General features: G+C 63.9%; 9 protein-coding genes. 3 read left to right on the top strand and 6 right to left on the bottom strand.

All coding sequences use genetic code 11. The annotated features are described in order from the left end of the window. Positions 1–69: 69 nt before the first annotated feature. A complete protein-coding gene (locus I0K07_RS00295; protein ID WP_203290672.1) occupies positions 70–1,455 on the top strand; it encodes an MFS transporter in 1,386 nt (461 codons plus the stop codon). After that, positions 1,452–3,242 carry a hybrid sensor histidine kinase/response regulator gene (locus I0K07_RS00300; RefSeq protein ID WP_203290673.1) on the top strand — a complete coding sequence of 597 codons (1,791 nt, stop codon included), beginning with the start codon at positions 1,452–1,454 and terminating at the stop codon, positions 3,240–3,242. Before I0K07_RS00295 ends, I0K07_RS00300 begins: the two co-directional genes overlap by 4 nt. Here the strand turns inward: I0K07_RS00300 and I0K07_RS00305 are convergent. The 4 genes from I0K07_RS00305 to I0K07_RS00320 form a co-directional block, all read right to left on the bottom strand. Then, the gene (locus tag I0K07_RS00305; RefSeq protein ID WP_203290674.1) at positions 3,225–3,875 is read right to left on the bottom strand and encodes a response regulator transcription factor; all 651 of its coding nucleotides are present in this window, start codon (positions 3,873–3,875) and stop codon (positions 3,225–3,227) included. The genes I0K07_RS00300 and I0K07_RS00305 overlap by 18 nt on opposite strands. Before the next feature lie 18 nt (positions 3,876–3,893). Beyond that, complete coding sequence (locus I0K07_RS00310) at positions 3,894–6,128, bottom strand: PPC domain-containing protein (protein ID WP_203290675.1); 2,235 nt, start codon at positions 6,126–6,128, stop codon at positions 3,894–3,896. 112 nt (positions 6,129–6,240) lie between these two features. Then, positions 6,241–6,540, bottom strand: coding sequence for an antibiotic biosynthesis monooxygenase family protein (locus tag I0K07_RS00315; protein ID WP_203290676.1), 300 nt, complete (start codon positions 6,538–6,540; stop codon positions 6,241–6,243). A 104-nt stretch (positions 6,541–6,644) separates the two neighbouring features. Further along, the gene (locus I0K07_RS00320; RefSeq protein WP_203290677.1) at positions 6,645–18,899 is read right to left on the bottom strand and encodes an autotransporter outer membrane beta-barrel domain-containing protein; all 12,255 of its coding nucleotides are present in this window, start codon (positions 18,897–18,899) and stop codon (positions 6,645–6,647) included. A gap of 262 nt (positions 18,900–19,161) precedes the next feature. Here I0K07_RS00320 and I0K07_RS00325 point away from each other — a divergent pair, with 262 nt between their 5' ends. Continuing rightward, positions 19,162–20,118, top strand: coding sequence for an aldo/keto reductase (locus I0K07_RS00325; protein ID WP_203290678.1), 957 nt, complete (start codon positions 19,162–19,164; stop codon positions 20,116–20,118). Between the two features lie 2 nt (positions 20,119–20,120). Here the strand turns inward: I0K07_RS00325 and I0K07_RS00330 are convergent, their stop codons facing one another. Together I0K07_RS00330 and I0K07_RS00335 are read right to left on the bottom strand one after the other, a co-directional pair. Next, on the bottom strand, positions 20,121–21,146 hold the full coding sequence (locus I0K07_RS00330) for a cupin-like domain-containing protein (protein ID WP_203290679.1): 1,026 nt from the start codon (positions 21,144–21,146) through the stop codon (positions 20,121–20,123). 25 nt (positions 21,147–21,171) lie between these two features. After that, on the bottom strand, positions 21,172–23,190 hold the full coding sequence (locus I0K07_RS00335) for a glycoside hydrolase family 97 protein (RefSeq protein WP_420828474.1): 2,019 nt from the start codon (positions 23,188–23,190) through the stop codon (positions 21,172–21,174). Positions 23,191–23,337 lie beyond the last annotated feature (147 nt).

A 23,337-nucleotide genomic window follows, 5' to 3' on the forward strand; every position in this document is an offset into this window, starting at 1 on the left:
TCAATCACCCGAACGGGTGGGTGAGACGGATATTTCGCACCAAGCCCAAATATCAGCTTGGGGGAAGAAATGGGCCGCCAGTCGATGCCGGACGGATCAGAAAATACGGCCGGCAAGCCGCGACCGGTCAGCCTCTCCTCGCGCCTGGGCTACGGGATCGGCGATTTCGGATTCGTCATGCTTTGGCAGGGCGGTGCGCTCTTCCTGCTGTATTTCTACACCGAGATCCTGGGACTACCTGCAGCCATTGCGGGGGCGATCTATCTGGCGGGAATGATCTGGGACGCCGTGTCCGACCCCTTCGTCGCCACCTGGACGGAACGCAAGGCGCGCCAGATCGGTCGGTATCGCGGTCTGATCGGCTCGGCGGCCCTTCCCCTGGCACTGGCCTACCCCCTGCTCTTCACCACACCGTTTGAAACAGTGCCGCTGGCAGCGGCCTGGGCCCTGGCAACCCATATCGCCTTTCGCACGGCCTACACATTTGCCAGCATGCCCTACAATACGATGCCCGCCCGGCTCACGCGGGAAGCCGGACCCCGAAATGCGCTGGCGGCTCTGCGCGTCATGGGAGCTGCGACCGGTGCACTTCTCGTTGCCCTGGCCTCACCCGTCCTCATCGAAGCCCTGACCGCCCAGATGGGCGCGGCTTCGGCCTATCTGGTCACAGCCCTGGTCATCGGTGCGGCGGCCGGGTTCAGCCTTTGGGCTTGCGCGGGACTAATGTCGGAGCCACGGCAGGACATGCCGGACACGCGCTCCAATGGCTCACCCAGCTCCTATCGTCGGGACTTCTTGCGCGCCGTCCGGGGAGCCCTGTCAGACGGGCGTTTCGCGCGGCTGATGGTCGTCATGGCCCTCGCGACGATCAGCTTTGGCCTCTATACGCAGACGGTGCTTTATCTCGTCGATTATCATTTCGACCGGCCAGATCTGGCCCCGCTGGCATTGGGCATGCCAGCCCTGGTGATGATCTTCCTGGCTCCGGCCTGGGCGTTTCTCGCCAATCATCTGAGCAAACCCGCCACGATGATGGCTGGACTCGCAACCGCCGCTCTGGGCTATGCCGGCCTGGGACTGGGCGGAGCGGACCAGCCTGCCGTGGGTCTGGCTTTCATGGCCCTGGCCGCTGCCGGCAATGCCTGTCTTCCCGTCATGTTCTGGTCGCTCTTGCCGGATGCCATCGATACATTCGAAGCGCGTACCGGTGAACGGATCGAGGCCCGCATGTTCGGACTGGCAACATTCATCCAGAAAAGTGCGGCCGGACTGGCCGGACTGGTGATCGGTGTGACCCTGGCGCTGGCGGGGCACACGCCGGACACACCGCCGGATGATACTGTCCGCCTTGCGGTCATCCTTCTGTGCTCGGCCGGCCCGGCCGTCTGCCTGGTCACCCTGCTCTGGATCGTCCGGGACTATGCCCGGCTGAAAGACGCGACGGCGCCGGCATGACAACCGACACAGCCCAGGACCAGGGTTCGCTGAACCGCAGGGGCTTTGCATCGGCTGACCTTGCGCTGGTCCGCCTGAGCCAGGCACAGCTCCTGCGCCAACGGACGACGCAGTCCTGCGTCATCATTCAAGTCGTCATCATCTATCTGACGGCCCTCATGGCCCTGTCCGGTGATCTGGGCTTTGCCCTGCTCTGGTTCGGCGCGACCAGTATCATGGTGGCAGTCGTTTTCATCTATCCACGCCTGACAGTCCCCGACGGGGTCAATGCGGACAATCTCAACGCCTATCTCACGGGCCACATCGTCATCTCGGGCCTCACAGGCCTGGTCTGGTCCCTGCTCGCCATTGCCTATCTGGACACGAGCTCCGTCCTGAACCTCTTCATCACGATCAACATGGTGTTCTCGATCTCTGTCGGGGGCATGATGCCGAGTTCGGAATACCGGCCCAGCTTCATCAGCCTGGCAACGGCAACCCTGGTGCCCTTCAGCGCCTACTGGCTGCTGGAAGTGGAAGGCGGCTTGCGCCTGATCGGGCTGGGCCTGCTGATCTATTACGGGTTTGGCCTTCTGGTCAGTGCCCGGGCCGAGGTCCAAACGCAGGAGAGCCTCGCTGCCGAACGCAATCGCCGCCTGTCGGACCAGTTGCGCGAACAGGCCGACAAGCTGGCGCAGGTCAGCGCCGAGAAGACCCGCTTCCTGGCTGCCGCCAGTCACGACATGTCCCAACCCCTGCAAGCCCAGGGGTTTCTGATCGGCGCCTTGCGGAGCCAGCTGGATCAACCGGAACAGGTCGACTTGCTCGACCGGATCGAGGCCTGCTGGCGCTCCCAGCAAAGCCTGTTGCAGGGGCTGGTGGAGACCGCCCGGATCGACAGCGGCGGGATCGTTGTCAAACCCGCCGTGTTCGATATTGGGGAAACCCTCAAACGTCTGGCCGCCGAAGCGTCCAAGACCGCGTCCAGCGCCGGTATCACCGTCACTATCGATGCAAGCCCGACCGCTGTCCGCAGCGATCCGCTTCTGGTCGGCAGGATATTGCGCAACCTGCTATCCAATGCCCTGAAGTTCACACCGCGTGGCGGGGCGATCCGGCTGACCGTCAAGCCGCATGCAGACAATGCCGTGAAGGTGGAGATCACCGATACCGGGCCGGGTATCCCACTCGCCGCACAGGAACAGATATTCGACGAATATGTTCAGCTGGACGAACATGCCGGTGACACACGCGGACTGGGTTTGGGTCTGTCGATCGTGCGTCAGCTGGCAGACCGTCTGGGCCTGGAAATCCTGTTCAACAGCGCCCCGGGCGAAGGCACGTCCGCCGGGATCATCCTGCCGACCGAAACCTCCGAGCATCTCCCCAACCTCGCCGAAAGCGGGACCGAGGCCTTCGCCGGATCCCCCTTCATCGTACTGGTCGAAGACGACAAGGCCGTACGCGAAAGCCTGTCCATCCTGCTGACAGGCTGGTCCTGCCGCGTCATCGCTGCAGAGTCGGGAAGCGAAGCGCTGGAAGCCCTGTCCTGGGCACCGGACACGCCCGACATCCTGCTGATCGACAAAAGCCTGAAACATGGCGAGGACGGCCTGACGGTGATCGAGACCCTGCGCGGCGAAGTGGCTGAAACCGTGCCGGCCATTCTCGTTTCGGGCGATATCGACCGCTTCCAGGGACTGCCCGAAATGGAATCCGTCGCCCTGCTGGCAAAGCCGGCCGACCCTTTCCAGCTGCACAGCATCATGCAGGACCTGATGGCCGCAGCCTCAGCCGATCAGGCCTAGCGTCCGGGCGGTCCGCACACAGCCGGTCCGCGTATGCTCGCCAAGCGCCTCGAAAATCGCCTTGAGGTGCGACTTCACCGTATTCTCGGAAATATTCATCCGGGCCGCGATCGCCTTGTTGGTCTCACCACCTGCAATCAGATTGAGCACTTCCAGCTGACGCGGGGCCAGGTTCGGAAAAGCCCGGTCATCCGGCCCCGACGCTGAAAAGTCGTCCTCCAGCGCGGCGGCCTCTCCCTCAAGAGACGGAAAGCAGAGTTCGCCATCAAGTATCCGGTCGATCGCGGCCAGCAATATGTCGGCATCTTCCGACTTGTGCACAAAGCCCTGCGCCCCCAGCCGTCGCATGTCGGCCACGGGCGGTTCGGTTCCGACGCCGGACAGCATGAGCACCCGGCATCGCGGCGCCCGCTGTTTCAGCGTGGCCAGCAAGCTGAGCCCATTCATCTTCTGCATCACCAGATCGAGGATGAACAAATCATACCCGGCCAGATCACCGGCCGTCTTCAGGAACGCGACCGGGTCATCATGCGCCTCGACCCGATAATCCGACCGCAATTGCCCCATCAACGTACTGAACGCCGCCGTGAACAGCGAATGGTCGTCGATCAGGGCAATCCGGCGCTGCGCCATCAGAACCTCTTACGGCGCTTATTCAGGGCGCTCAAAATGGGCCGCACTGAAGCTGTAGGCCGGTGCCGGCATGCGGCCGGCTGCCGGACTGATCTCCAGCCCGTAGCCGCCACTCGTGCAGTCACCCGGTGCAGCCGGCAGATTGGCGTTGAACACCATCAGGGCGGACGTATCGAAACCGGTCGTATCGATTGACCCGCCCGAACCCAGAGGAATGACCTGGACCTGGTCACCCGCATGGCCCAGCAGGATGAGCTGGACACCATCAGCGGCATCCAGCGAGACGTCGTACTGGCCGGACATGTCCAGCATGATGTAGTTGGCGCCGGTCTCTTCCAGCCCGCCCTTGGAACTCCAGCTGCCCGGTTCGCTCATCGTGTGGGCGACAGCGACTGTCGCGTCGAAGAGCGGGGCCAGCTCATAGTCGCGGGCGAAATTCTGGGCCCGCCAGCGCAGGACCGCGTCCGGCAGGGTCGTGCCGGCGCGCTCGAGCGACGAAGCCATCGTCTCGAACCCGTCCATGTCGACACTGTTTTCCCAGAACTCGACAATCATGCCCTCGCCATACTGGTCGGCGATGGACTGCAGCAGCGTCCACTGGGCGTAGTCGAAACCGCCTTCCGAGGTCGTCCAGCAGATCTGCGGAGCTTCATAGTCGGTGGACACGTAATCCGTCGCATCCTGATCGGCGCCGACCGTGGTCGTCTCGGTCCAGGACGCCGTGGATTCATAGAGCCAGTCGAGCGCTTCCTCAGCATCATAGCCGAACTGGACGACATGGTTGAATTCATGCGTCGCCGTCGCACGCATCAGCGCATGGACCGGTGCTTCCTTGCCCAGCCCCCGGAAATCATTCTCGATCAGGAAGACCGTACGGGCTGCCGTGTTCTCGCGCTTGTCACGCGTATTCGGATTGTCGAACACGATCTGGACCGGATAGGTCACGCCCATCGAGCCATCCGCGTCGGAAATGAAGGCCCGATAAAGGCCCTCTTCATCACGGATGGGCTCGGCCCAGCCAATGCGGTTCACCTGTGCGTCATAGACTTCCTGCAGGGCCTCACCGACCGATAGAGCATATTCCTCGGTCGAGGCGTCGCGGCCTTCCAGCGTATAGAAGACGCGGAAGTCCTCGGTATCAAAAGACAGGACATCGCCGGACAGGCGGACAATATTGTCCCGCATTTCCTGCAGCAGAGAGACGGTTTCGGCATCCACCAGACGCAGGATCAGCGCGTACTGACCCGACGAGGTCGCGGCCCGGTAGCGCTCGACATTGACGGTATAGGCACCGCTTTCCGTCGCCGTGAAGGCCAGGGCAGAATTCAGCGAGCCATCACCGCGGTCATCATTGAGCGCAACAGCATGCCCGTCAGGTCCGCGCAGGCGGAGCACGGGGTCAAGATCCCCGCCAATGGTATCCAGCACGGCATAGATCGTCTGACCGGCACGCAGTTCCACCGGGTAGTCATCGCTCGGATTCGCATCGTCGATCGTACCGGAATGCTCGCCAATCGTTTCGCCTTCCACACCCGCGAAATCGAACGGGACTTCGGCGTCCGGGTCGATGGCCAGGGACAGGACGAGATCGCCCGTATCGCTGCCGCTGTAGGACCCGACTTCCACACTGTAGCGACCCGCCGCTTCCGCCAGGAAAACCAGCTGGGAATTCAGGCTGCCATCACCCCGGTCATCATTCTCGGCAAGAATGGTTCCATCAGCGCCTGACAGGGAGAGCACAGTGTCCATCTCTTCAGTGAGCGCAAAGGTGGAGGCGACGAAAATGTCGCCTTCAGACAGATCGACCGAACGGGTCAGCGTCGTCGCGGACCGGTCGAGCATGACGATATCCTCACTCAGGATCTGGGCAGAGTTGGAAAGACCAACCTCGACGCCTTCGCGAACGGTCAGCTCAAACTCACCGGTACCGCCGCCATAACCGGTCACGGCAACAACATATCGCCCCGAGGTTTCGACACGCTGGACGATGAGGGATTGCAGATTGCCCGGAGCCCGGTCGTCATTTTCGGCCAGTGGTTTTCCGTCCGGACCGATCAGGGTGAGGATCGTGTCGAAATTCTCGATGGAATCGGTGGACAGGGTGATCACACTGCCGGCAGTCAGCTCGACGGGAAATTCGGCGCTCGGCGCGCCGTCAGTGACGCTGCCCTCGAATACACCGAACCCGCCATCCTGTGCGTAGGCATTGCCTGCCAAGCAGAGCCCGGCCATGACCGAAATCGCGAAACGCATATATGTCCCCCTGGGATTTTGGGCCGGCTGGACAACCGGCTTTGACTTGCCACCGGATGTACCGGCTTCCGCGCCGCTTATCCAGACCCTGCCCGTGTGAGGGGAAGCCGTTTCAGAAAAAGTCGCCCACGCGGTTCCAGTGTTCCACCCGCGGCGCTTCCACAAAGAAGGGACCGGCCAGCGCCCGCCATTGCTGGAAAGCATCGGATTCGCGGAAGGTGACCATGTGATGGTCCACGCTCTGCCAGTCCACACTCAGCCGGTAGAGCGCCCCGTCCTCCTCGACCCGCTCAAGGCGCATGCCATGGCACCCTTCAGCAGACTGGAAACAGGGTACAGCTTGAGCAACCGCTGCTTCGAAATCAGCGGCACGGGCGGGATCGATTTTCAGATAGGCGATTTCTGTAACCATGCCGCCGTAATGGCGTGAAGCCGGCCAAGAGGCAAGGGAGAAGGCGGTCCTGCCGATGTCTGGGCAGGACCGGATATTCTCGCCGCAAGCCGGGGCTGCCTTTCCTAGAAGCGGACCCGGAAATCGAAGCCGGCACGGTGACGTTCAACGGTGTCGCCAAACTCACCCGTATAGCCCAGTCGGAAGCCCATCCGGTCAGACCCGACCAGGTTGAGTTCGGTTTCCACCCGCAGCAGGTCTCCGCCGAGCGTTGTGCCGAGAACAGCCGGATCGGCATCCGGATTGGCGCCCAGAAAGCGGACCGGCAGAACCATCTCGTCTTCGGACTGGAAGACACCACCGATCGTCATCGACAGGCTGGTGACACTGTCCGGCGTCTCGCGCAGGACCGTGCCAAAGGCCAGTTCCGGATTGGCCGCGACGATGTACTGCTGATCACTCAGCACTTCCACGCCCAGACCAGCCAGCCCTTCTTCCTCATAACCCGGTGTTTGCATCAGCGTGCCGGTCAGATTGAGTGCCGGACGGGCAAACCAGGAACCCTGATCGAAGACATGGGCCAGATGCGCCCCGGTCTGCACATAGGCGCTTTCCGGATTGGAGCGGCCAATCCCCGGTTCGAACACATTGACCGCGCGTTCCATCTCCATCCATTGCCAGCCGCCGGCGACAACAGCGCCGAATTGGGTTCCGCCCGGTAGGGAGCGTTCCAGGCCGAAGCCAACATGCATGGACTGGCCTTCGGCCCGCGCCCGCAGATCGTCCACGAACAGGTCTTCCATCTCGTCGAAACCGACAGCCCCGGCCACGGTCCAGCCATTGCCGCGCGACTGTTCGAAACCGCCGCGGAAGCTCACGCCCGTCCCCTCGCCCGAGAACTGGTCGAATGTCGTATTGCGGTCGGACTGGTACATCTCGCTACGCACCCAGACACATTGGTCATCGGTGCGCCGAACAGCATCGCCACAGCCGAAGATTTCGTGCGTGAATTCCCGCGCCGCCGCGTATTGCTGCTGCATGGGTTCCAGATGCGGTTCCGGATTCAGTTCGTTGAAGATCGCCGAATAAAGCTCTTCCTCACCCGCCCGCAGATTGCCGAGTGCAGCAGCCAGACGGCCGATACCGGCAGAATCGCCCGCCAAAATGGCACTATCCATGTGTTCGCCGAGCGCCCGTCCGTTCCGGTTCAGGAAGTCCTGTCCGAAATCAGTGGCCAGGGTCAACTGGATGCCTTCGCCATTGGCCGCAATGCCGAAGTCGACCGCAATCGTGTCGGCGATGTCGAGACCATTGTCCGTGGCCGTACCGGCCGTCGCAAACAGGGTGACATTCTCGGCATTCTCCAGCCAGGTCAGAATGACCTCGCCGGTCCCGTCGACCGTCGTGTCGCCGGTAACAATCACCTGGTCCGAAGCATACGGTCCGAAGGCGACATCAAAGGCCAGATGACCGGTCGCCGTCTGGACATAATGCCCGTCCAGCGTGACCAGATTGATCACCCGGGCACCGTAGAGAAGATTGTTCGCCGGATCGCCCTCAAGGTCGAGATTGTAGAAATTATCGCCATTGAGCAGATCGATCGGCCAGCGCGTCGCCGACAGGCCCATCAGGAAGTCACCGGCATTGGTGAAGGTCGCCGCAGCGGGCGTCAGGGCCGAAAGCGGCACATCTGCCGTGGCACTGGCAAAGGTGATCACGTCCGAGACAGGAAGCTTGTCCGCTTGGCCAGCCTCTTCCAGCGACCAAAGGGCACCCGGACCCTCCTCGAAGGAGCCGTAATCCACCACAAGGCCTTCCGGATTGAGGACGGGATCAACCGTTTCGACCTGGCTCGCCAAAGAGGCAGGCGCTTCCATAACCGGACGCTTCACATGCGTGCTGTTGTCCTCAGCCAACGGCGTCTGCGGAGCCGGTGCCGGATCACGCAGGTCAATCGTGTCGAAGGCGATGAATGTCGCGCCCTCTTCATTGTTGAATGCATTATCGCCGGAGCCCAAATCCACATTGCCGACCACGAGACCGGAATTGGACACGATGTCGTCGCCATAGCTGGCCAGGATCGCCTGACCGGACACGGCAGAGATGGAGCCGCTGGACGTGATGAAGTTGGACGCACCGCCATCCAGGCTGAGCCCCGCACCCAGACCATCGCCGCCACGGACCAGGCCTGTCAGGTCAACGGTGATATCCCCGCCGCCGGAGCCACCGGTCGACTGGGCAAACACGCCGATGGCGTCGTCACCGACCGCATAGACTGTGCCGTCGATCGACAAATCGATGGCCCCGCCCTGGCCCGCGCCACCGGCCGTGCCGGCAAACACGCCATCAATCCAGCCACCGCCGCCGCCCAGCGACTGGGCGATCACGCCATAGGCGCCGTCACCACCCGTGACGATATCACCGCTCTGGACGAAGCTGATGGCACCGCCATCGCCCGTATTGGCTGCATAGAGTTCGAATTCTATCTCGCCAGCATCGGTCTGGACGAAGCCGCCACCGCCGCCGACAGACTGGAGCACGACGCCATGGGCCAGCAGGCCCTGGGTATAGATCCCGCCGCTGGCCTGCAGCGTGATGGCGCCGCCATCCCCGCTGGCATCGGACTGACCGCCCAGGCCGACGCCGACCCGGTCCGACCCGGCACTTTGCAGCATGCCGCCGCCCGCACCGATAGACTGGGCCACGAGACCGATGGAGAAATCACCCTCGGTCACCACGCCGCCGGAGAAGTCGCCATTGACCGCGCCGCCGCCGAGGCCGGTGCCGCCATTGGCACCGAGAACCGAGCGGACGCTGACAAAGTCCTGATGTTCGGCCTGCAGGCGAACAGCCGCGAAACCTCCGCCTCCACCGATCGATTGCAGGATGGCCGCCGGCGAGAAATCGCCGCTGCTCATCACCGCACCAGACTGGGTGCGCGTGATCATGCCACCCGCTTCATTCGTGCCGTTCTGGCCGCCCAGCCGGATATCCACCGGGCCCAGATAGCTGCCGCTTCCGGCCGTAATATCGATGACACCCCGGCCACCGCCGCCGCCAATGGTCTGGATCAACAGGCCCGGCGCGTGGACACCGGTCGTCAGAAGGCTGCCGGAATGTTCGGATTCCAGATCGCCGCCTGAATTGTCGACGCCATCGATCCCGCCCAGGTCCAAACCGAAATTCACCGGGACCGGTCGGTCATCGTCGGCGCGCAGATAATAGCCGTTCAGCTTGTCCGCCGGCGAGGTCGCCGTCACTGGCGTGATGCCGAGATTGGCAATCAGGCTGGCCGTGCCGCCGCCGCCACCGATCGACTGGATCATGGTCGCCGTGGAATGGTTGCCGCCCGCACCAAAAGTGCCAGTGGTGATCACCGTCACCTTGTTGGCATTCATGCTGGATGCGCCGTCAGCGCCGGCGCGTGCAGAGACCAGCGGATCGGCAGCCGTCCCGGCGCCCGACGGCAGGAGATTGCCGATGAAGGGAATGGTATCGGCACCCGGCAGCTGGGTGATGCCGTCCAGGCTCAGCTCCAGCGTGCCACCGCCGCCATTGATGCTCTCCGCCTTGATGGCCTGCGAGCCGGTGCCCAGCACCGTGATATCTCCGGAATGATTGACCGTGACATTGCCGCCTGTTCCGCCATCGCCGCCACCGGTTGCACCGAGAATGGCTGACAGGGCATTGGATGCGAACAGGGTTGCGACATTGCCGGAGGCGGAGAAGCCCATTGAGGCATTGCCGCCTCCACCGCCGATCGACTGGGCAAGAATGCCGTGGGCATTGGCCCCGCGCGTGACGATCTGGCCGGAATTATTGACCGTGACCGAACCGCCATCGCCGCCATCACCACCAAAACCACCAATCGAGATGAGCGGCGTATTGGTCGCCGAGCCGATGGACAGGGCCGCAGCGATCGACATGCCGCCATTACCGCCACCGCCACCCAGGGACTGGGCGAAAATGCCGTGCGCATCATCACCGCTGGTATCGATCAGACCGGAATTGTCGACACTGACCGATCCACCGACACCGCCGGTTTCACCCTGACCGCCGATGGAAAAGCCCATGACGGAGGAGGAGCTGTTCGTGCTCTGCCCGGTGATCGATATGACGGAGGAACCATTGCCACCGCCGCCGCCCAGGGACTGGGCGAAAATGCCGTAGGCGCCGGAGCCTTCGGTGATGATCGTGCCGGAATTGTCGACACCATCCACCGGCCGGTTGATCACCGAGACCGTCCCGCCATCACCGCCTTCACCACCATTGCCACCGATATTGAGGACATAGCGATGGGAATTGCTGGTCGAACCGCGAATGCCCAGGGACATGTCCACAAGCAAGCCGCCATTACCGCCACCGGACCCGATGGAGTTGGCGCTGATACCTGCGGAATCCGTGCCCGTCGTGTAAATCAGGCCCTCATTGATGACATTCACCGTCCCGCCGATACCGCCCTTACCGCCGGCCCCGCCGATATTGAGATCGAAGGATTGGTCGTTGGACTGTGTCTCGGCGCGGATGTTCGCGACAATGCCGCCGGCACCACCACCGCCACCAATGGACTGAGCCCGGATGCCGTAGGATTCCCGCCCGCCAGTCACGATCGTGCCAGTATTGGTGACAGACACCGTCCCGCCGATCGAGCCTTCGCCCCCGGTTCCGCCGACATTGACATTGGCGGCGTAGGAATTCTGGTTGGTGATGTTCGGCACGCCACCGATCGGTACGCCGATCGTGGCGGCATAACCGCCGGTCCCACCACCGCCGCCGATCGATTGGGCCAGGATACCGTCCGCGGTATCGCCTTCGGTGTTGAGCAGGATGTCGGAATTGACGGTTACGGCGCCGCCATAACCACCGATACCGCCTTCACCGCCCACGCCGATATTGAGCTGGTAGTTGGACTGGGTCTGGAAATTCAGCGAGCCGCCGCCGGCACCGCCGCCGCCGCCCACGGACTGGGCGAAGATGGCGTGGGCGTTTTCGCCACGCGTCGTGATCGAGCTGGTGTCGTCTGTCGCGGTGACGTTGACCGCACCGGCATGAGACCCGGCCCCGCCGATATGGCCGACCGTGACTGTTGCCCCGCCGGATGTCTGGTCGTCCCCAACACCGGACGTCCGCGTGAAGCCGACAGAAGTCGCGCTGGACGCGCCGCCGCCGCCGCCGATGGACTGGGCCCAGATGCCGACCGAGTCCTTGCCGGTCGTGTCGATCAGGCCGTCAAAATTGACCGTGACATCGCCGCCCGTGCCTCCGGTACCGCCGTCGCGGCCAATCACAATGTCCAGCGAGTTCGAGGCCAGGAAGCCCACGGCCAGATCCAGCGACGCACTACCGCCGCCGCCGCCCACGGACTGGGCAAAGATGGCGCGGGAGTTTTCACCCAGCGTGATGATCGTGCCGGAATGCGTGACATCGACCCGGCCGCCTGCGCCGCCATCCCCGACCGCACCACCGACTGCCAGATCGAGGGCGGTGGCCTCCTTCAGGAGACCAATGCCGATATTGTAGTTGGCATTGCCGCCACCGCCGCCCGTGGACATCGCGATGAGGCCGTCACTGTCCTTGCCGTCCGTGATGATATTGCCGTTATGGTCGACCGTGACACTGCCGGCATCGGCAGCCGTGCCGCCATCGCCGCCGACCGAGATCAGGGCAGCGAGTGTGTTCTGGTTGGTCCCCAAAGTTCCGGCAAACGTCGCATTCACCCCGGCGCGGCCACCGCCACCACCGACAGATTGCGCCAAGATTCCCGCGCTTTCATCGCCGAAAGTACGCACCAGAGCGGCCGCGTCGGTGCGCGAGGCACCAGTCCCGTCCCAACCCCGGATCAGGGATACATCACCACCCGCACCACCGGATCCACCGGATCCGCCGACACCGATGGCAGCCGGATTGCCCGACGGGGCAACAACGGCGGCCACATTGACATTGCCGACACCGCCGCCGCCCCCAATGGACTGCACCACGATCGCGTCCGCGCCGCCGGTGAACTCCACCGATTCCAGCGTGTCATCCCCGGGCTGCGGATTGGCGACGGCCTGGCCGTTGACGATGATATTGCCGGTACTGGTCAGGCTGACATCACCGGCATCGGCGCCATCACCGCCCGATCCGCCAATGCCAATCCCGATCGCATAACCCTTGAAGATATTCCCGTTCCCGGCATTGCCGCCGAGGTTCAGATTGCCGGAAATATTGACGCCGCCCATGCCGCCGCCACCGGCGACAGACTGGGCCACCAGCGCATTGGCATTGACGCCTTCGACCATGATCTGGCCGTTCTGCGTCGCCGTGACATCGCCACTGGCATTGCCGGCACCGCCATAACCACCCACGCCCACGACAAGCGAGCTTTCATTGGTCGACGGATCGCCGGAAATCCCGGCCGAAACATTGACGCCGCCAATGCCGCCGCCACCACCGACAGACTGGAAGATCACGCCGCGCGCGCTATTGCCCGAGGCAAAGACATCCGCATCGACCGAACCGGTCACTGTCGACCCGGTGCCGCCATCGCCACCAAACCCGCCGACACCCACCGTCAGCGTGCCATCCATGGCAATCGAACCGGACACATTGACCGCGCCCGCGCCGCCACCGCCGCCCAAGGACTGGACGGTCACCGCATTGCGGTCATCGCCATTGGAGACGATTTGGACACGATCCGTCGCACCGCTGGCCGCGGCAAGGTCCAGATGCGCCGTACCGGCATTGCCACCATCCCCGCCAAAACCGCCAATCCCGATCGAGGCACTGCGGGAGGCCGATGCCGAATTCGTCGTGACCGAGATGTCGCCGGTGACATTCAGACCGCCATTGCCGCCGGCCCCGCCGACAGACTGGACCATCACACCGTGCGAGCCATTTTCGCGGGTCCGACCTTCCGCGTCGCTCGTATCGCTGCCCACGCCGAGGGCCCAGACATTGCCGGTCACCGTGGCCGAAACATTGCCGGCATTACCGCCGCCGCCACCGAAACCGCCCAGGCCGAAGCCGAGGCTGGCGGCCGAACCGCCCGTGGTCGCGGAGATTCCGCCTGTGACGTTGAGACCGCCTGTACCGCCGCCGCCAGCAACGGATTGCACGATGATGCCATCGGAGTCCGCGCCATCCGTCGATGTGTCACCCGTGCGCGTGAAATTGACATCGGCGCTGTTGCCACCACCGCCGCCGAAACCGCCAATGCCGACACCGCCGGTCCCGGCCGTGCCGGTGCCCAGCGCGATACCGCCCGTGACATTGAGGCCGCCATTGCCGCCACCGCCGCCCAGGGACTGGGCGACCACACCATCGGAATCGTCGCCGCTGGTCGTGTAGGTGCCCGTGATGTCGGCCGAAACACTGCCGCCATCACCGCCACCGCCGGCAAAGCCGCCAATGCCGATACCTGCAGAAATCGAGGCCGAATTTGAGGTGGTGAAGGAAATCCCGCCGGTGACATTCAGGCCGCCATTGCCGCCCGATCCGCCCACCGATTGGACCATGGCACCATAGCTGTCATCGCCGAGTGTGGTGACATCGCCGTTGAAGACGCCCGTGGCCGTCCCGGCATCGCCGCCGTCACTGCCGAAACCACCCAGACCGAAGCCGAGCGAAGCCGTGGCACCACCACCCGAGGCCGAGAAACCACCCGTGATGTTGAGGCCGCCCGTGCCGCCACCGCCAGCGGCGGATTGGACCAGAATGCCGTGGGCGTCATCCTTGGTGGTCAGAATATCGCCGGTCACATAACCGGTAGCACTCGAAGAATCGCCGCCCGAGCCGCCGAAGCCACCCACGCCGACGCCGAGATTTCCGGCCGCGCCACCACTGCTGAAACCGATGGCCAGGCCGCCGGTGATGTTGAACCCGCCGGCACCGCCACCGCCGCCCAGGCTCTGGATCGTGACCGCGTCACCCCCCTTGCCGCCGGTCGATACATCCGATGTGATCTCGGCATAGACGCTGGCGCCATTGCCGCCATCGCCACCGACCCCACCAACACCGACGCCGATATTCCCGGACAGGCTTTTCGACAGGGCGACACCGCCGGTGATGTTGAAACCACCCGTACCGCCGCCGCCGCCGGCAGACTGGACGAGAATGCCCGTGCTGTCGGTGCCCAGCGTGATGACATCGCCATTGATAGAGGCCGTTGCGCTGCCGGCATTGCCGCCGCCACCGCCGGCTCCGCCGACACCGACACCAATATTGCCGGTCCCCGAAGAGGACAGGGAAACACCGCCGACAATGGAGAATCCGCCATTGCCGCCACCGCCACCATTGGACTGGACCACGATACCGCGCGCGGTTTCGCCTTCAGTCTGGACCGCCAGCAGTGTGTCATCCGTATCGGTGACACCCGAATTGAGCGTCAGTTGCGCCGCACCGGCATCACCGCCATCACCGCCGACACCGCCAACGGACACGCCGATCGTGCCGGCGGCATTATTGGACGTGGTAACGGCCAGCTGCCCGGTAATGTTGATGCCACCATTACCGCCGCCGCCGCCGACAGACTGGACGATGATGCCATCGGCTTCATCATTGCCGGTCATTACGGTCGAGGTTGATACCAGCGTGGCCGAAGACGCATTGCCGCCGCCGCCACCTGCGCCGCCGACACCGACACCAATGGCACCGGCAAACCCGTTGGACAGGGTGACATTGCCGGTGACATTCACGCCACCACTACCACCGCCGCCGCCGGCAGACTGGACCAGAATACCGTCGGAATTAACGCCCGACGTGACGATGTCACCGCTCTGGGTGGCCGAGACGCTGCCGCCATCACCACCGCCACCACCGGCGCCGCCGACCCCTACGGCAATCCCCACCGAGGCCGATCCGCTGGACGTCGATACCGTCAAAGTGCCGGATACATTGACGCCACCCGTGCCGCCACCGCCACCGGTGGACTGGGCGATAAAGCCGGACGACTCGTCATCAATCGTGGTGACCTGGCCGGCCGAAGCGACCACGCTGCCGCCATCACCGCCATCGCCGCCGGAACCGCCGACGCCTACAGCCACGGCACCGCCGAAGACCGAACCACCGCCGATACTGCCGGAGACATTGAAACCGCCAGCCCCGCCGCCGCCGCCGACAGACTGGATCAGCACACCATCCGAGCGCACGCCTTCGGTATAGACATCACCCGTCACGGCCCCCGTGACGGAGCCGCCATCACCGCCGCCACCACCGGAACCGCCGACACCAACCGTGCCGGCCCCGGCACCGGCCTTGGCAATCGCCACGGCACCGGAAACATTGAAACCGCCTTGGCCGCCGCCACCGCCCGCCGACTGGATCAGCGCGCCCCGTGCATCATCGCCATAGGTCCAGATATCGCCGCTATACGTGGCATCGACCGTACTGCCATTACCGCCATCACCGCCGGATCCGCCGACCCCGATCGCCAGGGATCCGGACACACCCGCACTGCCGGTTGCCGCAATGGAGACGTTGAACCCGCCGGTCCCGCCACCGCCGCCGGTCGATTGTGCGACCAGGCCGGTGGAAAACTCGCCTTCCGTGACAATGGCACCGCCAGCATCCATGAAGACCGTGCCGCCATCGCCGCCACTACCGCCGGATCCACCGACGCCAATCGCGAGCGCCGCGCTGCCGCCGGCCGCACCGGAACCGGCGAAAGCAACAGAGAAGCCGCCTGCACCGCCACCGCCGCCAACGGCCTGGGCGAAAATGCCCTCGGAACTGTCGCCTTCCGTCCGCACGGTGACATCGCCGGTGACATCGACATGGCCACCCTGGCCGCCATCACCGCCAGAGCCACCGACTGCGATCGAGACACCAACGCCATAACCGCCAGTCACCTGGACTGCGAAACCGCCATTGCCGCCACCGCCGCCAACCGACTGGGCGAACACACCGCACGAGCGATCGCCGACGGTCTGGATGACCGGCGCAATGCTTTCCCTCACGCCATTGATGACGACCGAACGGTCGGAGAAACTGACCTGGGTGGTACCGCCATCGCCGCCATTGCCGCCTGAGCCGCCGATGGCAACGCCCGCGAAGGCACTCACGGACACGGTCGACCCGCCGCTGCCTCCACCACCACCGACGGACTGGGCGAAGATGCCGTGGGAATCGTCACCGCCCGTGTAGAGATTGTGCGAATTGGTGATGGTGACATTGCCACTATCACCGCCCGCCGTACCCGAGCCGCCGATGGTCAGGAAGACGCCGCCGCTGGAGCCGCCATCACCGCCGCCGCCACCGATCGACTGGACCTGGATGGCCGTCGACTGATTGCCGGACGTGGAGATCTCTCCGGAATTGATGACTTGTGCCGTATTGCCGGTCGAGGAACCGCCACCGGTTCCGCCAATCGTGACCAGGCCGCCGCTATCGCCGCCACTGCCGCCGCCGCCGCCAATCGACTGGGCGAAAATACCGCGCCCATAATTGTCGCCCGTCGTGATGCTGCCGGCATTATCGACATAGACCGTACCGGCATCGCCGCCGGAGCCCCCGCTGCCCCCCAGCGCCACGACACCGCCGCTGGCCGAGCCGGAGCCGCCGCCACCGCCGACCGACTGGGCATAGATGCCAACGCCGCCAACGTCCTCAGTGGTGATAGAGCTGCCGCTGAAGGTCGTGACCGAAACAGAACCCGCATCGCCGCCGCCCGAGCCCGAGCCGCCGAGCGAAACCACCCCGCCAGAGCCGAGCGCATTACCCCCGCCACCGCCCACGGACTGCGCGAAAATCCCGCGACTGTCTTCGCCTGTCGTGAGGATGATGGATTCCGATTCAACGACGACAGTTCCACCTGTACCGCCGCTGGACCCTGATGCCCCGACAGCCACCACGCCAGCCGTGACGCCGCCATTACCGCCGCCCCCGCCCAGGGATTGGGCAAAAATGCCGTGCGCCGACACGCCTTCTGTCGTGACCGATGTCCCCGATTCCGCGTAAACATAGGCCGAACCGGCATCGCCGCCGGTGCCGCCGCGCGCGCCGATTGAGGCGAGGCCGACATTCACACCGCCGGAACCCCCGCCGCCGCCAACCGATTGGGCGAACAGACCGTGTGAGGCATCGCCCTGCGTGGTGACCGTTGCACCGGTCTCATGGCGCACAATGGCCGTTCCGCCATCGCCACCAGCAGAACCACTATCGGCAAAGGCGACCAGGCCGACAGCCGTGCCGGCATCGCCGCCAATCCCGCCGATACTCTGGGCTGACACGCCGTAGGACGCCTCGCCCAGCGTGGTCACATTGCCGTAATTGATCGCGGTCGCCGTGCCGCCATTGCCCCCATTATTGGAGCCGCCACCATCACCGAAAATACCGTAGCTGGACCCGCCATTGCCGGCGCCGCCGCCCAGGGACTGGGCGAAGACACCATGGGCCCCGATGCCGCGTGTCGTGATGTCGGAATGACTGGTGACCGTGGCCGTTCCGCCATCATTGCCCGAACCGCCGGACCCGCCGCTGGAGAAGATAAAGCCGGAACCCCCGGACCCGCCCTTGCCGGACCGGCTCTGGGCGACCACGCCATGGGCTTCATCGCCGGACGTGGAAATTTCCTCGACATAGGAGGTCAGCGTCACCGTGCCGCCGGCACCGCCGGATCCTCCGCGACCACCGCTGGCGCCAGCATAACCGTCGCCGCCCGTGCCGCCATCACCCCCGATACTGGCCGCAATGATGCCGGGCAGGCTGTCCGAGATGGTTTCGATATTGCCGTTGGATGCGTAGACGGTCTCCGAAATCGTCGGACCCGTTCCGCCGGTTCCGCCATTTCCGGAGGACACCCAGAGCGCGCCATCGCGACCATTGCCGCCACGGCTGCCGGTCTCGATGAAATCCTGGTTGTTGGTGTTCCCGGCCGGCGCTGACAGGGTGATCGTGCCACCCGGCGTCGAGCTCGTACCGGCACTAGCCGACATGTCGATCACGACATCCTGGGTGCGGCCATCAGTGAATTCGACCTGGGTGACCAGTCCCGTCGTGGCATCCGTGGTGACGGCCGCGATCTCGACCGTCGCCGACGGATCATCCGGATCCGCCAGCGTGTCGCCGACGGTTGTGACAGTCAGAATGAAGATATCGCCTGTCGTCAGCACGCCTTCCGGGAAGACCTCTGCAATCGTCAGCGTGGCGCCCGACGTCGGGTCGGTAATGGTTCCCCCGACTGTGTAATGGGCAAGCGTGCTTCCCGATTTGGAACGTGAAGCCGGTTTGATCCGGAAGACGGTGTCATGGCTCAGATCGAGACGAATTCCGGTTTGAAAGGCAGGTGTTTCGGCGTGGACGGGGGTCGCTAGCGCCAAGGCAAGACCGGCCGAGCTGCCCAGCAGCGCAGCCTTGAAGCCGGCACTGCGCACGGCAGCACCCGGTTGAAACACGTTTTTCATCACCATCCCCCGGTCGGGTCACGTCTCATATTCCGAGACCCTGACCCGCAATATGCAGGCCATGTTCACGCATGGGGAGTTGTCTCCCTTCTCGCGCGAACCGCCTTACCACGCCATGCAGGAACTCCCCCGCCAGGCGCACCCTCACCTTACCTCTGGAAAAGGTTAACACGGCCGCCTGTCTTGCGCACCTTAAACCAAGGCCTGCCGACCGGTTTTACCGATGGATTGGCTTGCCTCGCCCAGCCCGCGCTGGCCATAAATGACAAAGACTTCCACCCGCCCTGACTTCGCTTGCATCGAGATCATCCCCGTGCCGATATCCACACTCAGCCCTGACAAGACCCTGGCGATCTGGGGCGCCATGCGCGCCCGCAAGAGTGCGGAAACCGCGTCTGCCGACGGTTTTGCCCGCATGCTTGCCACTTGTCTCGATAACGGCGTCGACTGGATCGATCACGCCGACATCTATGATGATGGTCAGGTCGAAGCCCTGCATGGCGAAGCCCTGTCCAGGCTCTCCCCAGATCAGCGGCAAGGCTTGCGCTTGATCACCAAGTGCGGTGTGCGCTTCAAAAGCCCAGGCCAAGCCGGCGTGCGGCTGCACCATTACCGGTCCGATGCCGCCTTCATCCGGCGCCAGGCCGAGGCATCCCTGCAGGCGCTCAAATGTGATCAGATCGACCTCTACCTGTTGCACCGGCCCGACTATCTGATGAAAGCCGAAGAGACCGCACGCGCTCTGGAAGACCTCGTCCGGGAGGGCAAGATCGCCGCCTTTGGCGTGTCCAACTTCTCCGCCACGCAAACCGACACCCTGGCTGCCGCATCGACAGCACACATCGCCGCAAACCAGATCGAGCTGTCACCCCTGCACGCCGCCGCCCTGGATGATGGAAGCCTGGACCATATCCGCCGCTCCGGCATGGCGCTTCTGGCCTGGTCGCCGCTGGGTGGCAGCCGCCTGTTTGATCCGCAAAGCCCCGGCGACAAGCGTGTTTCGGTGGTTTTGAACCGGTTGGCCGAAACGGCCGGACTGGATGATCCGGCCATTCCGGCCCTTGCCTGGGTCCGCCGCCTGGGCGCCCTTCCGATCCTTGGCACTTGCCGCAGCGACCGGTTGCTTGCACAGGTCGAGGGACTTCGCCGTTTTGGCGAGATGGATGTCCAGGATTGGTATGAGGTCCTGGAAGCCGCTCGCGGCCACCGCGTGCCCTGAGCCTAGCGGTTCAGCGCCCGTCCGACCGTCATCTTGATCCGCGCCAGCCGTTCAGCATCCGCCTTCCCGAACATCCCGCGGGCGTCGTCCGGCAAATGCGCCATCGGGTCTTCCTCATCCTGGAACAGATAGCGCTCGAACAGCACTTTCCAGGATTGTCGCTCGGCAGCTGGCAAACCCCGCAGGGTCAGCAAACCATGCAAGAGCGTCAGGAAGGGCGTCACCAAATGCTCCGGCCCGTCCCGCCACCAGAAATTCATCATGACGCCAAACGGATCGAGCGACTCCACATAATGGACATGCAGACTGGGCAGATAGAGTGCATCGCCAGGCTCCAGCACCACGGTCTGTGCATGCTTCAGCGCTTCCGCATAACGCGGAAAGCACGCCAGGTCCGGTGCCTGCGGGTCGACCAGGCTGATCGGCTGTCCCGCCAGGGTGAAATCGAGCGGACCGATATAGAGGTTCTCCACCTGCTCGATCGGGAAAAGCAAAAAGCGTCGCCGGCCAGAGATCACGCAGGCGATATTCTGCGGTAAATCCCAATGCGGCGCTGTCCGCGTCCGATTGCCGATCCACAGCGATGTCAGCCGCTCCACACCCGAATCCAGCAAGGGCATGACGTGCGTGTCGGCAATTCCGGCAAGCGCATCCCTGACCGGGACGGCCCCGGCATAGAGGGCATCGGCGCCCTCCCTGTCGATACGATCCAGCAGAGCATCGAGCATCTCGCCGAGGGTCATCTCGCACGTCTCGAAATTGAAGCTCTGCAGATCCGGTCCGTAGAAGAAGCGATTTCCCTTCTCGTGTTCGAGCTGGAAAGGCCTCACGGGCAAGTCTGCCGCACTGGATTTGAGCTGCCCGCAAAGCGCTGAAGGCTCACCCGACTGGACCAGCGGCCAGTCGGCGACCAAGCCGCGCATCACGGCCGGCGCACCCAGCGGCTGGATGTCCGCCTCGAAACGGGCACGATCGACGCCGGTCCATTCGCGAACCGGTGCCAGGCCTTCAAAGCTTGCGTCTGCCATGGGCGACCCCGGATTGTCCGTCGTGCTACCCGTCCAGGGCAGCAAACCGGATCGCCGTACCACCACCAGCCGCCAGATCCAGTTCCAGCACATCCTGCGCATTCACTTCGCGATGCTCAATGCTCACCGGATAGGGATCATCATGCCAGTGAGCCCCTTCGCCATCGCTGTAGATGTCCGCGCGATAGCGGCGCCCCGACTCCAGGAAATCCAGCGGCACGCTCAGGGTGCGCGCTTCTTCATCCGTCACCGCGCCGAGGAACCAGTCCGTGCCGCCCCGCTCCTGGCGAGCGGTCACCACGAAGTCACCCACTTCACCCTGGAGCGCGACGGAGTTTTCCCAATCGGTCGGCACATCCCGGATGAACTGGAAGGCATCCGGATTGATCGCATAGTTTTCCGGCAGGTCAGCCGCCATCTGGATCGGGCTGTAGATCACGACATAGAGCGCCAATTGCTTGGCCAGCGTCGTCTGGACCCGGTTCGGGCTGTCCGGACCGCTGAAGGTCAGGTTGAAAATCCCCGGCGTGAAATCCATCGGCCCCGCCAGCATACGCGTAAAGGCGAGCATGGAGATGTGCTCCGGCGGGTTGGGCGGCACGCCCCAGGCATTGAATTCCTGCCCCCGCGCGCCCTCGCGGGAGATCCAGTTCGGATAGGTCCTGCGCAGGCCGGTATCCTTCACCGGTTCATGGGCATTGATGGAGATGTGGTGACGCGCCGCTGTCTCCAGCACGCGGATATGATGGTTCACGGCGTACTGGCCGTAATGCCATTCGCGCCGTTCTTCGCCCTGCTCATCCAGCCGGATCAGATCCCCGGCATCGGCGACATAGCCGGTCTTCACCTGGGTTACACCGAGCCGCTCATAAAGCGCGAAGGCATCCTCCATCTGGTTCTCGTAATTGGTCAGATGGCCCGAGGTCTCGTGATGGCCGATCAGCCGGACGCCGCGCTCGCGGGCATGGTCGGTGACGGCCTCGATGTCGAAGTCCGGATAGGGCTGGGTGAAGGAGAACAACGCGCCATTGGAGAACCAGTCCCCGTCCCAGCCGATATTCCAGCCTTCGACCAGAACACCGGAAAATCCGTTATCCGCAGCAAAATCGAGATACTCGATGGCATTCTCGGTGGTCGCGCCGTGGATCGGCCCGGAGCCCCAGCTCATCGTTCCGATATGCATGCCCCACCAGATGCCGACATATTTGCCCGGTTCAACCCAGGAGACATCGCCCAGCACATTGGGTTCATTGAGGTTGAGGATGAGATCGGAATTGATCAGGCCGACGGCATCCTCGGCCACCTGGATGGTCCGCCAGGGCGTGATGAAATCACCATCCTTGTGCACGGCGACACCGTCCGGGCCCGGCGCCAGCTCCGCGGTCAGCACACCTTCGCGCTGCTGGTCCAGACGCATGCCGGAATAGTCCACCAGGGCCGCTTCGTGGATCGCGACGTGGACACCCCCATCCGGCAGGCGCGCCGTGAAGGGTGTATGCGCCGTCTCGACGTCGATCAGCGGCGTCGTGCGGGTGATGTATTCATAACGGTTGTAATCGGCCGCCTGCGTCCACCAGGTCGTGGCCTGCTGCGGCATGGCAAAGCTGGTGACCTCATCCACGATTGCGCGGTGCTCGCCACCAGGCACAGGGACTTCATAGCGAAAACCCAGCCCCTCATCAAAGACCCGGACCCGGATGTCGAAACCCCGTTCCGCTTCCTCCTCGTGGCGGTAGGAGACCAGCAGCTCATTGTGATGGTCACGCACGACACGGCGCTCGCCCCAGGGCAGCTCCCAGGTCAGGTCCTGCGACGCCCGGCTTTCGCCGACAATTTCCAGATCCCGGTCGAGACTTCCGGCCACGACGAAACGAAGGCCGAGGGAGGATGCAGAGATCACATCCTCGCCGTCATAAAGGACGCGATAGCGCGGCAGACCGTTCTCGCTCCAGAATTCCGCTGACAGGCGTCCATCCGGTGAGGCAATGACAGAACGATCATCCTGGGCCAGGACCGGCGCGTTGAGGGACGCGCAAAGCACCACGGCCGGCAAAACGGCGCTCCAGGCGCCAGCGGCAAATTTCTGCAAGAGGACCTCCCAATCCTTGTTTTCCGCATCATGCTCACACTCTGCAAATTTTCGCAAACATGAATGAGTGACCTGTGCTTGCAAGCCGCACAATGCCCGTTG

The sequence above is a fragment of the Maricaulis parjimensis genome (genome assembly GCF_016817355.1).
GTDB lineage: Bacteria > Pseudomonadota > Alphaproteobacteria > Caulobacterales > Maricaulaceae > Maricaulis > Maricaulis parjimensis.